Source organism: Sphingomonas sp. Marseille-Q8236, from assembly GCF_965112005.1.
Window position 1 is genome coordinate 1,649,655 of sequence record NZ_CBCOPO010000001.1, and the last position, 15,375, is coordinate 1,665,029.

General features: G+C 65.2%; 15 protein-coding genes. 12 read left to right on the forward strand and 3 right to left on the reverse strand.

All coding sequences use genetic code 11. From position 1 onward, the window contains the following. Positions 1-87 precede the first annotated feature (87 nt). Both ACWPWT_RS07850 and ACWPWT_RS07855 read left to right on the forward strand, forming a co-directional pair. Entirely contained in the window at positions 88-1,086 is a 999-nt protein-coding gene (locus tag ACWPWT_RS07850) for a glycerophosphodiester phosphodiesterase (protein ID WP_454279227.1), read from the forward strand. A 14-nt stretch (positions 1,087-1,100) separates the two neighbouring features. Beyond that, positions 1,101-1,409, forward strand: a complete 309-nt coding sequence (locus tag ACWPWT_RS07855) for a hypothetical protein (protein WP_261268929.1) — start codon at positions 1,101-1,103, stop codon at positions 1,407-1,409. Here the strand turns inward: ACWPWT_RS07855 and ACWPWT_RS07860 are convergent. Next, positions 1,403-2,140 (reverse strand): esterase/lipase family protein, encoded by a 738-nt coding sequence (locus ACWPWT_RS07860; protein ID WP_454279228.1) that lies wholly within the window; start codon positions 2,138-2,140, stop codon positions 1,403-1,405. The two genes, ACWPWT_RS07855 and ACWPWT_RS07860, sit on opposite strands and share 7 nt — an antisense overlap. Then, on the reverse strand, positions 2,101-2,724 hold the full coding sequence (locus ACWPWT_RS07865; protein ID WP_454279229.1) for a TIGR02117 family protein: 624 nt from the start codon (positions 2,722-2,724) through the stop codon (positions 2,101-2,103). The genes ACWPWT_RS07860 and ACWPWT_RS07865 overlap by 40 nt, the downstream gene beginning before the upstream one ends. Before the next feature lie 86 nt (positions 2,725-2,810). Between ACWPWT_RS07865 and phhA the strand changes: the two genes are divergently transcribed. The 10 genes from phhA (at position 2,811) to lpdA (ending at position 15,063) form a co-directional block, all read left to right on the forward strand. Next, a complete protein-coding gene (gene phhA, locus ACWPWT_RS07870) occupies positions 2,811-3,680 on the forward strand; it encodes a phenylalanine 4-monooxygenase (RefSeq protein ID WP_454279230.1) in 870 nt (289 codons plus the stop codon). A 223-nt stretch (positions 3,681-3,903) separates the two neighbouring features. Further along, a complete protein-coding gene (locus ACWPWT_RS07875; protein ID WP_454279231.1) occupies positions 3,904-4,479 on the forward strand; it encodes a ClpP family protease in 576 nt (191 codons plus the stop codon). A 109-nt stretch (positions 4,480-4,588) separates the two neighbouring features. Continuing rightward, positions 4,589-5,368, forward strand: a complete 780-nt coding sequence (locus ACWPWT_RS07880; protein WP_261268934.1) for a succinate dehydrogenase iron-sulfur subunit — start codon at positions 4,589-4,591, stop codon at positions 5,366-5,368. Positions 5,369-5,583: 215 nt separating this feature from the next. Further along, positions 5,584-6,708, forward strand: a complete 1,125-nt coding sequence (gene zapE / locus ACWPWT_RS07885; RefSeq protein WP_454279232.1) for a cell division protein ZapE — start codon at positions 5,584-5,586, stop codon at positions 6,706-6,708. A 121-nt stretch (positions 6,709-6,829) separates the two neighbouring features. Then, entirely contained in the window at positions 6,830-7,792 is a 963-nt protein-coding gene (gene mdh, locus ACWPWT_RS07890; protein ID WP_261268936.1) for a malate dehydrogenase, read from the forward strand. A gap of 58 nt (positions 7,793-7,850) precedes the next feature. After that, positions 7,851-8,150, forward strand: a complete 300-nt coding sequence (locus tag ACWPWT_RS07895) for a GIY-YIG nuclease family protein (RefSeq protein WP_454279233.1) — start codon at positions 7,851-7,853, stop codon at positions 8,148-8,150. 53 nt (positions 8,151-8,203) lie between these two features. Continuing rightward, positions 8,204-9,088: a succinate--CoA ligase subunit alpha gene (gene sucD, locus ACWPWT_RS07900; protein WP_042484035.1), complete on the forward strand. Its 885-nt coding sequence runs from the start codon at positions 8,204-8,206 to the stop codon at positions 9,086-9,088. A 130-nt stretch (positions 9,089-9,218) separates the two neighbouring features. Next, the gene (locus tag ACWPWT_RS07905; protein ID WP_454279234.1) at positions 9,219-12,212 is read left to right on the forward strand and encodes a 2-oxoglutarate dehydrogenase E1 component; all 2,994 of its coding nucleotides are present in this window, start codon (positions 9,219-9,221) and stop codon (positions 12,210-12,212) included. 113 nt (positions 12,213-12,325) lie between these two features. Then, positions 12,326-13,558, forward strand: coding sequence for a 2-oxoglutarate dehydrogenase complex dihydrolipoyllysine-residue succinyltransferase (gene odhB / locus ACWPWT_RS07910; protein ID WP_454279235.1), 1,233 nt, complete (start codon positions 12,326-12,328; stop codon positions 13,556-13,558). Positions 13,559-13,668: 110 nt separating this feature from the next. Beyond that, positions 13,669-15,063, forward strand: coding sequence for a dihydrolipoyl dehydrogenase (gene lpdA / locus ACWPWT_RS07915; RefSeq protein ID WP_454279236.1), 1,395 nt, complete (start codon positions 13,669-13,671; stop codon positions 15,061-15,063). Between the two features lie 106 nt (positions 15,064-15,169). Here the strand turns inward: lpdA and ACWPWT_RS07920 are convergent, their stop codons facing one another. Then, a complete protein-coding gene (locus tag ACWPWT_RS07920) occupies positions 15,170-15,367 on the reverse strand; it encodes a hypothetical protein (protein ID WP_454279237.1) in 198 nt (65 codons plus the stop codon). Positions 15,368-15,375 lie beyond the last annotated feature (8 nt).

The window sequence follows — 15,375 nt, forward strand, 5'->3', positions numbered from 1 at the left end:
GGATGAACAAACGCCATGATTTCCCTGCGTTTCCCTTTGCGAACCACTCTCATTGCCGCCGCCTTGGTCTTGGGGCAGTCTGAGGCCATGTCCGCCGATTGGTCGAAACCGCTCTCGTCTCCCATCGTCATCGCGCATCGCGGGGCCAGCGGGGAGCGGCCTGAGCATACGCTGGCCGCCTATGACCTGGCGATCCGGGAAGGTGCGGACGTGATCGAGCCCGATCTGGTGCCGACCAAGGACGGTCACCTCGTCGCGCGGCATGAAAACGAGATTTCGGGGACGACCGATGTCGCGGCGCACCCCGAATTCGCCGATCGCAAGACGACGAAGACGATCGATGGGCAGAGCGAAACCGGCTGGTTTACCGAGGATTTCACGCTGGCCGAATTGAAGACGCTGCGTGCCCGCGAACGCCTGCCGCAATTCCGCTCGACGGCTTATGACGGGCAATTCCAGATCCCTACCCTGGAAGAGATCATCGCGCTCGCCAAGCAGCGGTCGAAGGAGTTGGGGCGGACCATCGCCATCTATCCCGAGACCAAGCATCCGACCTATTTCGCCTCGATCGGCAAGGGCACCGACGCGCCGCTGGTCGCCGCGCTCGACAAGGCGGGGTGGAAGACTGCCGATGCGCCCGTCTTCATCCAGTCGTTCGAGGTGAAGAACCTGAAGCATCTCAAGACGATGACCGGCATCCGCCTGATCCAGCTGGTCGCGGGCGAGGGCGGTCCGGCGGATGGCGCCGCGCCCAGCTATGCCGAGATGATGACGCCCGAGGGGCTGAGCCAGGTCGCCACCTATGCTTGGGGGATCGGGCCCGACAAGGCGATGCTGTGGAAGGGTGATGCCCCGACGACGCTAGTGGCGGATGCCCATGGCGCGGGGCTTCGCGTGCATCCCTGGACGTACCGTGCCGAGAATGTTTTCGTGCGGCCCACCTTCCGTCAAGGCACCGACCCCAAGACACATGGCGATGTCGCGGGCGAAATTCGCGCCGCGCTGGGCCAGGGCATCGACGGATTCTTCACCGATTTCCCGCAAATCGGGGTAGAAACGCGCAACGCCGTCGTGCGCGCCCGCTGAAAGACCCCGTGATCATGCGTAACCTCGTCCTGAAACTCGCCGTTCTGACCCTGCCGTTGGCGACCGGAGGCTGTGTGAAGACGGTTGCCAGCGTCGTGAAGGCACCGTTCCAGGCGGCCGGGCAGGTGGTCGACTGGACGACGACCAGCCAGGACGAGGCCGACCGCAATTACGGTCGCAAGATGCGCAAGCAGGAAGCGCGCGAAGGCCGCGAGCGGCGCGATTACGAGAAACAGTGTCGCAAGCACCCCGAGCAGTGCCAGCAAGGTCAGCAGGGCCAACCCAGTCAGCAGGGCTATGACGGCTATCGCGCCGGTTACTGATCGCTGACGCGCGGCCATCCCGCCAGGAGGGTCGCCACCGCCGCCAGCACCTGCGGCCGGTGTTGCACCCATAAATGGCTGGAGCGGACCTCGACCGCCGGGATCGTGTCGTCGCGACAGATTCGGCCGGCGACCAGCCCGTCGCTCCGGCTCCAGATCGCCGCCGCAGGGCAGGGGAGCGGCCCAGCGATCACCGCGCCCCGCGCGATGACCGCCGGATCGTCGACCCGCTCGCCCGTCAGAAGCTCGAAGGCGCGCCAGACATTGGTTGCCCGCGCCGGACCCATATAGGGCGAGGCGATGGTGACGACGCCCGCGACCAGATCGGGCCGAGCCTGCGCCGCCATCCGCGCGATGATCCCGCCCAGGCTGACGCCGATCAACGTGACCGGGCCGTTATCGGCCAGCGACTCGAGCCGCGCGATCAGCCGCCCGGCGTCCCGTCCGATGCTGCGCACGCCCAGATTGCGGCCCAGTCCCCAGCCATGGACGCGGTAGCCCTTGGCGGCGAGATAGCGCCGAAGCACGATGTTCGACAGATCGTCATTGCCCAGGCCGGGCAGCAGCATCACCGTCCGCCCGTCGCCATGCGGCGCGGCGGCCAGTTCCGCGCGGTGCCGCCACCAGGTCGCGCCCATCCATAGGGCACGCGGCAGTTCGGCAGCCCAGAGCGCCTTGGACGGGGGCGGGATCACAGCCAATGCATCACCGTCCAGGGAAAGGGCGTCCACCACCCCATCCGCACCCCCGCCGCCGCCAGTGCGTCACCGGTCCAACTGTTGCAGGTATGAGCCGCGCTGTACCGCCCCTTCGCCTCGTAAAAGGCATCGTACAGGTCATAGCCGGGATAATGTGCGCCATCCCTCCGCCAGCTTGCCTGGATGAACGCGACCATGCGGCGATACGCCTCGGGCGACAGGCGGATCATCCGCACATCGTCGCCATTGGCACGGGGGAGCGGCAGATGGTCGACATGGATCAGCGTCCGCGCGCTGCCCAGCGCAGCGCGCAGGATCGTCCCCGGCCGAACATCGCGCCAATGCGGCGTTTCGCGAAAGAAGCCAGCCTCACCCCAGCCGATGGCAAGATAGGGAAAGCCCGCATAGCGCGGGTCGCGCAGATCCTGCGGCCGCGCCCAATCGCGCCAGTCCACCCCCGCCGCCTGTTTGGGCACGATGATCGCGGTGTGGATCGCGCTCGATTCGACGAAGATGGTGATCGCATCCGGCCCGGCGGCAGGAGCCGCGATGGTCTGGCGAGGGATCGCCCCCAGGGTCAGGCCTGCCGCGACATAGCAGGCCAGGAGCAGCGCCATGGCTGCCAGCGCCCCCCTTGCAACCCGGCCCACCCGTCGCCACGATATGGTTTCATTTGTCACCATCCTCATGATAGGCTCCGCTTATGGCTCAGGATACCCATGTTCTTGCCGCCCCGCCTGAAGGAGCAGGGGCCGACTGGACCATCCCGCAAGGATGGGAGCATTATACGGCGGAGGATCATGCGACCTGGGATACGCTGTTCGCGCGCCAATCCAAACTACTCCCCGGCCGCGCGTCGGAGGCGTATCTGCGCGGTCTCGACGTGCTCAAGCTGTCGCGGCCGGGCATTCCCGATTTCGAGGAACTGTCCGAACGGCTGATGACGCTGACCGGGTGGCAGGTGGTGGCGGTGCCGGGGCTGGTGCCCGACGATGTGTTCTTCGATCATATGGCCAATCGCCGCTTTGTCGCGGGCAACTTCATCCGGCGGCCCGACCAGCTCGATTATCTTCAGGAGCCCGACGTCTTTCACGACGTGTTCGGCCATGTGCCGATGCTGGCCGACCCGGTCTTCGCCGATTACCTCGCGGCCTATGGGCGCGGCGGGCAGCGCGCGTTGGGGATGGATGCGCTGAAATATCTCGGGCGGCTTTATTGGTACACGGTCGAGTTCGGGCTGGTGCGTGAGGACGGGGACCTGCGCATCTATGGCGCAGGCATCGTGTCGAGCTATTCGGAAAGCCGCTTCGCGCTGGAGGACCAGAGCCCCAACCGGATCGGCTTCGACCTCGCCCGCGTGATGCGCACCGAGTATCGGATCGACGATTTCCAGCAGAATTATTTCGTGATCCCGAGTTACGAGGAACTGCTGCGCACCACGCTGGAGACGGATTTCGCCCCGCTCTATACGGAGATCAAGGCGTTGCCGGATATTCCGGTGGCCGAGATCGTGGACGGGGATGACGTGGTGACGCGCGGGACGCAGGCCTATGCTCGGGCGAAGACCAAGTAGGGATTCCCTTGGGCTTCGACTTCGGCGCAAAGCGCCGAAGTTTATCCTGAGCGGCTGGCTTGCCAGCCAGCCGAAGGGCTCAGCCTGAACGGCTGTGGGGAGTGGGATTTGAGCAGAGGGGGCAAGGGCTGGATACCAAACTCTGTTCAGCCTGAGCGAAGTCGAAGCCCACGCCCGAACTGACGACGCGGAACCTTCGCCCCCGCTCCCGGTTCGCTGCACCATGCATGACCAGCCCAACAATGCGGTAAACTATCCGCTGCTCGCCCGCCCGCACATCCAGCTTTACGGCACGGTGGACGAGGTGATGTATGCCGGCTTCAAGGACCAGCTCGATGCTGCGCCCACCGATGGCCCGCTGGTGGTGTCGATCACCACGCTGGGCGGCGATCCGGAAATGGCGCGGGCGATGGGCGACTCGATCCGGCTGCTCCGCGACTATACGGGCCGCGACACGCTGTTCCTGGGCAAGGTCGCGGTCTATTCGGCGGGCGCGACCCTGATGTCGGCCTTTCCGGTCGAGCATCGTTTCCTGACGCGCGGGACCCGTTTGATGCTGCACGAGCGGCAGATGAGCGGCAGCATCGACCTGTCCGGCCCGCTCACCAACTTGCCCGTGGTGCTGAAGGCCAAGCTGCACGAGATCGAGCAGTCGGTGCTGATCCAGGAGGAGGGCTTCCGCGCGATCGTCAACGGATCGAAGGTGACCTTCGAGACGCTTCAGGAAAAGGCCCGCAGCAACTGGTATATCGACGCCGAGGAGGCGCGCGAGCTGGGCCTCGTTCTTGATGTGATCTGAAGCAGCGCCTAAATCGGTCAAGACATTTGCGACAAGCGCCCCTGTCATGTATCGGCGGGGGCGATCCTTTGCCGACATGCCTGTCGGCCTATCCAGCGGGTTTGTGACCATGGCCGAATTTGCCCTGCCGAAGAACAGCGTCATCAAGAAGGGCGAAACGCATAAGGCGACCACCGGCGGCCGTCTGAAAAAGTTCAAGGTCTATCGCTACGATCCCGACTCGGGCCAGAATCCGCGTTACGACACGTTCGAGATCGATCTGGACGAATGCGGCCCGATGGTGCTCGACGCGCTGATCAAGATGAAGGCCGAGCAGGACAGCTCGCTGACCTTCCGCCGTTCGTGCCGCGAGGGTATTTGCGGATCGTGCGCGATGAACATCGACGGGCGCAACGGCCTGGCCTGCACCACCGCGATCGAGGATGTGAAGGGCACCGTCCAGATCACCCCGCTGCCGCACATGGACGTGGTCAAGGACCTGGTCCCCGACTTCACCCATTTCTACGCGCAGTACGCGTCGATCAAGCCGTGGCTCCAGACCGTGTCGCCTGCCCCCTCGGGCAAGGAGCGGCTCCAGTCGCCCGACGACCGCGCCAAGCTGGACGGTCTGTACGAGTGCATCCTGTGCGCCTGCTGCTCGACCTCGTGCCCCAGCTATTGGTGGAATTCGGACAAGTTCCTCGGCCCGGCGATTCTGCTCCAGGCCTATCGCTGGCTGGCCGACAGCCGCGACGAGATGACCGGCGAGCGTCTGGACGAGCTGGAAGACCCCTTCCGCCTCTATCGCTGCCACACGATCATGAACTGCGCGAATGTCTGCCCCAAGGGCCTGAACCCGGCCAAGGCGATCGCGGAAATCAAGAAGATGGAGGCCGAGCGGATCATCTGATCCGGTTGGTTCGACGGAAATCGAAAGGGGGTCGGAAACGGCCCCCTTTTTTCGTGGCCGGTGGGAATCGCCGGATACCCTCACCCTTCCGGCGCTAACGCGCCTCCCTCCCTCTCCCGTCGGGAGAGGGAAGGGGCCCGCCGGCGGAGCGGGTGGGAAGGGTGAGGGCGGAGGGGGTTGACGCATCCGGACCAGAGGCAGACATCGCCCCTAATATGCCCGACATCCTCAACGCCTATCGCCGCCTGGTCTCCGCCGAAGAGCTCCGCCCCGATCCCGAACAGGCCGCCGCCGCCGCCCGACTCGAACAACTCTCCACCGAGCTCGAAACCCCGCGCAAGTCCGGCTTCTTCGCCCGCCTGACGGGTAAAAGCGCCCCCGCGCCCAAGGGCGTGTATCTCTGGGGCGATGTCGGGCGCGGCAAGTCGATGCTGATGGACCTGTTCTTCGACCATGTGGCGGTCGAGGCCAAGCGCCGGGTCCATTTTGCCGAGTTCATGCTGGAGGTCCATGCCCGTATCGCCACCGAGCGGGCCAAGCAGGCAGGCGACCCGATCGCCCCCGTCGCCGCCGCGCTGGCCGAGGAAGTCCGGCTGCTGGCGTTCGACGAGATGATGGTGACCAACAGCCCCGACGCGATGATCCTCTCTCGGCTGTTCACCGCGCTGATCGAGGCGGGGGTGACGATCGTCACCACCTCCAATCGTCCGCCCAAGGACCTCTACAAGAACGGTCTCAACCGCGAGCATTTCCTGCCCTTCATCGCGCTGATCGAGGCGCGGCTGGACGTGCTGGCGCTCAACGGGCCGACCGATTACCGGCGCGACCGGCTGGGGCGGCTGGACACCTGGCTGGTACCTAATGGGCCGAAGGCGACGATAACGCTCTCGGCGGCGTTCTTCCGCCTGACCGACTATCCGGTCGAGGATGCCGCGCATGTGCCCTCGGAGGATCTGAAGGTCGGTGGGCGCGTGCTGCATGTCCCCAAGGCGCTGAAGGGCGTCGCGGTCTTCTCGTTCAAGCGGCTGTGCGGCGAGGCGCGGGGGGCGGCGGACTATCTGGCGGTGGCGCGGCGTTTCCACACCGTCATCCTGGTGGGCATCCCCAAGCTGGGGCCGGAGAATCGCAACGAGGCGGCGCGCTTCGTCCAGCTGATCGACGCGCTGTATGAACACAAGGTCAAGCTGCTCGCCGCAGCCGATGCCCAGCCTGCCGAACTCTATGAAACGGGGGACGGGCGGTTCGAGTTTGAACGCACGATCAGCCGCCTCGAAGAGATGCGATCCGAGGAGTATCTGGCCCAAGGTCATGGCTCCGATGACGGGATTGTGACAGCCTAATGCACTTGCGAACCATTATCGTTTAAAATCTTAAACTCTGTGGATTATCGGTTGCCCCGACGCCCATATGGGCGTAGGCCGCGTGACCAATCACGCACGTCCACTACGGAGTAGGATTGGAATGGCTCGCAAGAAGATCGCGCTGATCGGCGCCGGCAATATCGGCGGCACGCTGGCGCACCTCGCCGCGCTCAAGGGGCTGGGCGACATCGTCCTGTTCGACGTCGTCGAAGGCGTGCCCCAGGGCAAGGCGCTCGACCTGTCGCAGTGCGGCCCGGTCGAAGGCTTCGACGCGAACATCAAGGGCTCTAACGATTACGCCGACATTGCGGGCGCCGATGTCATCATCGTCACCGCCGGTGTCGCGCGCAAGCCCGGCATGAGCCGCGACGACCTGCTCGGCATCAACCTGAAGGTGATGAAGGCGGTCGGCGAGGGCATCCGCGACAACGCGCCCGACGCCTTCGTGATCTGCATCACCAACCCGCTCGACGCGATGGTCTGGGCGCTGCGCGAATTCTCGGGTCTCCCGGCGAACAAGGTCGTCGGCATGGCGGGCGTGCTCGACTCGGCGCGCTTCTCGCACTTCCTCGCCGAGGAGTTCGGCGTGTCGGTGAAGGACGTGAACACCTTCGTGCTCGGCGGCCACGGCGACACCATGGTCCCGGTCCTGGAATATTCGACCGTCAGCGGCATCCCGGTCAGCGACCTGATCGAGATGGGCTTCTCGACCAAGGAAAAGGTCGAAGAGATCGTCAAGCGTACGCGCGGCGGCGGCGGCGAGATCGTTGCGCTGCTCAAGACGGGCTCGGCCTATTATGCGCCCGCCACCAGCGGCATCGCGATGGCCGAGGCGTATCTGTACGACCAGAAGCGCATCCTGCCCGCCGCTGCCCACCTTTCGGGTGAGTATGGCATCGACAATCTGTACGTCGGCGTGCCTGTCGTGATCGGCGCCGGCGGCGTCGAGAAGGTCGTCGAGGTCAAGCTGTCGGATGAGGCGAAGGCGAATCTTCAGGTCTCGGTCGACGCGGTCAAGGAACTGCTCGTCGCCTGCAAGGGCATCGACGAGAGCCTGGCGTAATCTATTGAAGGAATAACACCGCCCCGGCGAAGGCCGGGGCCCAGTTGGGTTGGCCAGGGTGATCGAAGCGCAAGCCTTCGTCTACATCATGGCCAGCGGTCGGAACGGAACGATCTATCTCGGTTCGACGACAAATTTGCCGCGGCGCGTGTGGGAACATCGCAACGACGTGGTGGCTGGGTTCACGCGGGATAACCGCTGTCATCGGCTCGTATGGTACGAGGTGCATGATAGCTGGGAAGCAGCGCGGCAACGCGAACTGCGAACGAAGAATTGGAAGCGGCTTTGGAAGCTGCGAGAGATCGAAGGGGTGAATCCCGATTGGGATGACCTGTATGATCGCATCGCACTGCCATAACCGTATCGCAACTGGGCCCCGGCCTGCGCCGGGGCGGTAAGGACGAAAAGCAGATGAGCATCCTCGTCAACAAGAACACCAAGGTCATCACCCAGGGCATGACGGGTGAAACCGGCACGTTCCACACCCAGCAGGCGCTGGCGTACGGCACGCAGATGGTCGGCGGCGTCACGCCGGGCAAGGGCGGCACCGAGCATATCGGCCTGCCGGTCTTCAACACCGTCGCCGAAGCCAAGTCGAAGACGGGCGCCGATGCGTCGGTCATCTACGTGCCGCCGCCCTTCGCGGCCGACTCGATCCTGGAAGCCATCGACGCGGAAATTCCGCTGATCGTCGCGATCACGGAAGGCATTCCGGTCCTCGACATGGTCAAGGTGAAGCGCGCCCTGTCGGGTTCGAAGTCGCGCCTGATCGGTCCGAACTGCCCGGGCGTGCTGACGCCGGGCGAGTGCAAGATCGGCATCATGCCGGGTTCGATCTTCAAGAAGGGCTCGGTCGGCGTCGTGTCGCGTTCGGGAACCCTGACCTATGAGGCGGTGTTCCAGACTTCGAACGCTGGCCTGGGTCAGACGACCGCGGTCGGCATCGGTGGCGATCCCGTCAACGGCACCAACTTCATCGACGTGCTGGAACTGTTCCTGGCCGACGACGAAACCCAGTCGATCATCATGATCGGCGAGATCGGCGGCTCGGCCGAAGAAGAAGCCGCGCAGTTCCTGCGTGACGAAGCCAAGCGCGGCCGTTCGAAGCCGATGGCCGGCTTCATCGCGGGCCGCACCGCGCCTCCGGGCCGTCGCATGGGCCATGCCGGTGCGATCGTGTCGGGCGGCCAGGGCGGCGCCGAGGACAAGATCGCGGCGATGGAAGCGGCCGGGATCAAGGTCGCGGCCAGCCCGTCGGAGCTCGGCTCGACCCTGTTGTCGGTGCTGAACAAGTAAGGCGTATCGCGTCACCCCGGCACACCCGCCGGGGTCCGTGGCGGCAGGCGGGCCGCTCGCGGCTGCGGACCCCAGGCGGATGTGCCGGGGTGGCGATCATGAAGAAGACGGGCGGTCGAGGAAGCGTCTCATGGGCTACGAAGGCCAGGAATTCAGCGAAATCGCGGCGGGCGTCAGCCCCGCTTTCATCGAAACGCTCTATGCCAAGTATCAGGCCGACTCGTCGTCGGTCGATGCGGGCTGGCGGACCTTTTTCGACGGTCTGGAGCAGGGCGTGGGCGCCCCCAGCTGGCAGAACAAGCGCTGGCCGCTGACCTCGACCGACGATCTGACGGCGGGCCTCGACCCGACCCAGATGGAACCGGCCCCCAAGCCCGGCCGTGATGGCAAGGGGGGCGGCAAGCCCGCTCCGGCGGCCGCTGCGGGCGCGGCCCCCTCGACCGCCGACATCGTCAAGGCGGCGGGCGACGCGATCCGCGCGCAGATGCTGATCCGCACCTACCGGGTGCGCGGCCATCTTGCGGCGAACCTCGACCCGCTGGGCCTGTCGGGCCTGCGTGAACTTCCCGAGGACCTGAAGACCGAATATCACGGCTTCACCGACGCCGACCTCGACCGCAAGGTGTATCTCGGCGGCACGATGGGCTTCGAATGGGCGACCGTTCGCGAACTGGTCGACACGCTGCGCAAGAATTACTGCGGCAATATCGGCCTGGAATATATGCACATCGCGGACGTGGAGGAGCGCCGCTTCCTCCAGGACCGGATGGAAGGCCAGGACAAGGCGATCGACTTCACCGTCGATGGCAAGAAGGCGATCCTGAACAAGGTCATCGAGGCCGAGCAGTGGGAAAAGTTCCTCGGCAAGAAATATGTCGGCACCAAGCGCTTCGGCTTGGACGGCGGCGAGTCGATGATCCCCGCGCTGGAATCGGTCATCAAATACGGTGGCCAGATGGGCGTGCGCGAGATCGTGTTCGGCATGGCGCATCGCGGCCGTCTGAACGTGCTGGCTAATGTCATGGCCAAGCCGCTGCGCGTGATCTTCCACGAATTCGCCGGTGGTTCGGCCAACCCCGATGACATTGGCGGATCGGGCGACGTGAAGTATCACCTCGGCACCTCGACCGACCGTGAGTTTGATGGCCACAAGGTCCATATGTCGCTGGTCGCCAACCCCTCGCACCTTGAGGCGGTGAACCCGGTCGTGCTGGGCAAGACCCGCGCGATCCAGACGATTGCGGACGACCTGACCGATCACTCGGCTTCCGTTCCGGTGCTGATCCATGGCGACGCCGCCTTTGCGGGCCAGGGCATCGTGTGGGAGTGCCTCGGCTTCTCGGGCATCCGTGGCTACAACACGGGTGGCTGCGTCCACTTCATCATCAACAATCAGGTGGGCTTCACCACCAGCCCGCAGTTTGCGCGCTCCTCGCCCTATCCGTCGGATGTGGCCAAGGGCGTTCAGGCGCCGGTCTTCCACGTCAATGGCGACGATCCCGAGGCGGTGACCTTCGCCACCAAGATGGCGATCGAGTTCCGCCAAAAGTTCCACCGCGACATCGTGATCGACATGTGGTGCTATCGCCGCTTCGGTCATAACGAAGGCGACGAGCCGGGCTTCACCCAGCCGCTGATGTACAACAAGATCCGCTCGCACCCCGGTGTCAGCGAGATCTACTCGAAGCGCCTAGTCGCCGAGGGTGTCGTGGACCAGGCCTGGGTCGACGAGAATATCAAGCAGTATACCACGCGCTGCGAAGGCGAGTTCGAGGCGGGCCAGAGTTACAAGCCCAACAAGGCCGACTGGTTCGCCGGTCGCTGGTCGGGCCTGTCGGCACCGAAGGAAACCGATCAGGGTCGTCGCAACGTGGAGACCGGCCTCGACAAGAAGCTGTTCGACGCGATCGGCCGCACGCTGACCACGATCCCGGAAGGCTTGCAGGTCCACAAGACGCTGAACCGCGTGCTCGACGCCAAGCGGCAGATGTTCGCGACCGGCGAGAATTTCGACTGGGCGACCGGCGAGGCGCTGGCCTTCGGCTCGCTGCTGTCGGAAGGTTACGGCGTCCGCCTGTCGGGCCAGGATTCGGGTCGCGGCACCTTCTCACAGCGTCACGCCGTCTGGGTCGACCAGACGGACGAGCACAAGTACGTGCCGCTGAAGACCGTCGAGCATGGTAGCTTCGAGGTGTTGGACAGCCCGCTGTCCGAGTATGGCGTGCTGGGCTTCGAATATGGCTATGCGCTCGCCGATCCGAAGACTTTGGTGCTGTGGGAGGCGCAGTTCGGCGACTTCGTCAACGGCGCGCAGATCATGATCGACCAGTTCATCACGAGCGGCGAGTCCAAGTGGCTGCGCGCCAACGGCCTCGTGATGCTGCTGCCGCATGGTTATGAAGGCCAGGGGCCGGAGCACTCGTCGGCGCGTCCCGAGCGCTTCCTCCAGAGCTGCGCCAACGACAATATCCAGGTTGCGAACTGCACCACCCCGGCCAACTATTTCCACCTGCTGCGCCGCCAGATGCACCGTAACTTCCGCAAGCCGCTGATCGTCTTCACGCCGAAGTCGCTGCTGCGTCACAAGCTGGCGGTGTCGAAGGCCGAGGAATTCCAGGGCGAGAGCCACTTCCGCCGCCTGCTGTCGGACACCAACGGCGCCGCCGACGAGGCGACGACGCGGCTGGTCCTGTGCACCGGCAAGGTCGCCTATGACCTGATCGAGGCACGCGATGCGGCGGGCGACACCACGACCCAGATCGTGCGCGTCGAGCAGCTCTATCCGTTCCCGAGCGACGCGCTCGCCAAGCGGATCGCGCGCATGCCCAACCTGCAGGACGTGGTCTGGGCGCAGGAAGAGCCGAAGAACAACGGTTACTGGTTCTTCGTCGAGCCGCTGATCGAGGAAGCGCTGGCCGAGGCCGGGGCGTCGGTGAAGCGGGCGCGCTATGCGGGTCGTGCGGCGGCGGCATCGCCCGCCACCGGCCTGATGAAGCGCCACACCGCCGAGCAGGGCGCGCTGGTCGCCGATGCGCTGGGCCACAATGTCCGCGAAGAAATCCGCCGGACGCGCGCCGAGGGCAGCAATACCACCGCCAAGCCGACCACGGCGGCGGCGGACTGATCTTTACCGAGTTCCCCGGTCCTTCATGGGCCGGGGAGGGATGAAATCTGGCGCGGGCGCTTTGCCCGCCCGCGTAAGAGCCCCGGTCGATGGACCGGGCGGAGGAAATGGAAATGGCGACTGAAGTTCTGGTCCCGGTACTGGGCGAATCGATCTCCGAGGCGACGCTGGGCGAATGGCTGAAGCAGCCGGGTGACGCGGTGGCGGTGGACGAGCCGATCGCGAGCCTGGAGACCGACAAGGTCTCGGTCGAAGTGCCCTCGCCGGTGGCGGGTGTCATGGGTGAGCATGCCGTGAAGGTCGGCGACACGGTGCAGGTCGGCGCGCTGCTGGCGACCGTCGATGCCGGTGGCTCGGCTCCGGCCAAGACCGAAGCGGCGACCCCGGCCGTGACCGCGGCTCCGGCCGCTGCCGCTCCGGCGCCTGCTGCGGCCCCGGCCGCTGACGAGTCGAGCGACTCGCCCGCAGCGCTCTCGCCGTCGGTGCGCCGTGCGGTGCTCGAGCATGGCCTCGACCCCGCGACGATCAAGGGCACCGGCAAGGACGGCCGCATCACCAAGGAAGACGTCGCCGCCGCCGCCGCGAACAAGTCGAGCGCTTCGGCTCCGGCGGCCGCTCCGGCTGCTGCTGCCCCCGCCGGTTCGGCGCGCAAGGAAGAGCGCGTGAAGATGACGCGCCTGCGTCAAACGATCGCCAAGCGCCTGAAGGAAGCGCAGAACACCGCCGCGATGCTGACGACGTTCAACGACGTCGACATGACCGCGGTGATCGAGGCGCGCGCCAAGTATAAGGACCTGTTCGAGAAGAAGCATGGCGTCCGCCTGGGCTTCATGGGCTTCTTCGTGAAGGCCGCGACGATGGCGCTGAAGGACATTCCGTCGGTCAACGCCTCGATCGAGGGCGATGAGATCGTCTATCACGACTATGCTGACATCTCGGTCGCCGTCTCGGCCCCGAACGGCCTGGTCGTGCCGGTGATCCGCGATGCGCAGGACCTGACGGTCGCGGGTATCGAAAAGACGATTGGCGACTTCGGCAAGCGCGCCAAGGACGGCACGTTGAAGATGGAAGAGATGAAGGGCGGAACCTTCACCATCTCGAACGGCGGCGTGTTCGGCTCGCTGATGTCGACCCCGATCATCAACCCGCCCCAGTCGGCGGTGCTGGGTCTCCACCGCATCGAGGAGCGTCCGGTCGTCGTCGACGGCCAGATCGTCATCCGCCCGATGATGTACCTGGCGCTGTCCTATGACCACCGCATCATCGACGGCCGCGAGGCGGTGACCTTCCTCGTCGCGCTGAAGAACGCGATCCAGGACCCGACCCGCATCCTGATCGACCTCTGATCGGTTTGTGACCTATACGGACCCTTGCACCGGCGAGGGTCCGTTATTGCTGTATGAAGGCGGGTGCGCCCGCAGGCTGGACCCCGAAGGCCGGGGAACGGGAGAGACAAATGGCTGAGTATGACTATGACGTCCTGGTGATCGGCGCTGGCCCCGGCGGCTATGTCGCGGCGATCCGCGCGGCGCAGCTGGGCCTGAAGACCGCGTGCGCCGAGTCGCGCGCGACGCTGGGCGGCACCTGCCTCAATGTCGGCTGCATCCCGTCCAAGGCGCTGCTCCACGCCTCCGAACTGTTCGAGGAAGCGTCGCATGGTGCCCTTGCGAAGTTCGGTGTCGAGATCGAGGGCGCGAAGCTCAACCTCGACCAGATGCACGCCGAAAAGGCCAAGGCGGTCGGCGAGCTGACCGGCGGCATCGAATATCTCTTCAAGAAGAACAAGGTCACCTGGCTGAAGGGCAAGGCCGCGTTCCAGGATTCGAGCACGGTCACGGTCGGTGACCAGACCGTCACCGCGCGCGACATCGTAATCGCGACCGGCTCGGTCGTCACCCCGCTGCCCGGCGTCGCGATCGACCAGAAGGTCGTGGTCGACTCGACCGGCGCGCTGGCGCTGCCCAAAGTGCCCGAGCATCTGGTCGTCATCGGCGGCGGCGTGATTGGACTGGAGCTGGGCTCGGTCTGGCGTCGTCTGGGGGCCAAGGTCACGGTCGTCGAATATCTCGACCAGATCCTCCCCGGCTTCGACGGCGAGGTCCGCAAGGAATCGGCCAAGCTGTTCAAGAAGCAGGGCATGGAGCTGAAGACTTCGACCAAGGTGACCGGCGTCACCGTCGAGGGCGATCGCGCGACCGTGTCGGTCGAACCGGCGACGGGCGGTGCGGCGGAAACGCTGTCGGCCGACGCCGTGCTGGTCGCGATCGGCCGCAAGCCGAATATCGACGGCCTGAACCTGGAGGCCGCCGGCGTGAAGCTGACCGATCGCGGTCAGGTTGCCATCGACCATGACTTCGCGACCAATGTCGACGGCATCTGGGCGATCGGCGACGTGGCTCCCGGACTTATGCTCGCCCACAAGGCCGAAGACGAAGGCGTCGCGGTGGCCGAGAACATCGCGGGCCAGACCGGCATCGTGAACCACGACGTCATCCCCAGCGTCGTCTATACCATGCCCGAAATCGCCGGTGTCGGCCTGTCGGAAGAAGCCGCCAAGGAAAAGGGCGAAGTGAAGGTCGGCAAGTTCCCCTTCATGGCGAACAGCCGCGCCAAGACCAACCGCGACACCGACGGCTTCGTGAAGGTCATCGCCGACGCGAAGACCGACCGCGTGCTGGGCGTGTGGATCATCTCCTCGCTTGCCGGAACGATGATCGCGCAGGCCGCCCAGGCGATGGAGTTCGGCGCGACGTCGGAAGACATCGCGTACACCTGCCACGCGCACCCGACCCATGCCGAGGCGCTCAAGGAAGCCGCCATGGCGGTGCAGGGCAAGCCGATCCACATCTGATTGGTCGTCACCGAGTGATGAAAGGGGGGCGGGCATCGCAAGATGTCCGCCCCTTCTGCTATGCGCGAAGCGCAAGATCGGTCGAGCGCGGTTTCACTGCAAAGGTCTAGCTGTCACCGCCACGGAGGACAGGACGATGACGGCGGCGCTTCGTAACTACCATGGCCGGATGCAACGGGTGCTGGATCATATCGACCGGCATCTCGATGACGAGCTGGATCTGGATAGGATCAGCGGCATTGCCGCCTTCTCGAAATTCCACTTCCACCGGCAGTTCTCGGCGACCTTCAGGCTCACTCTGCATCGCTATAT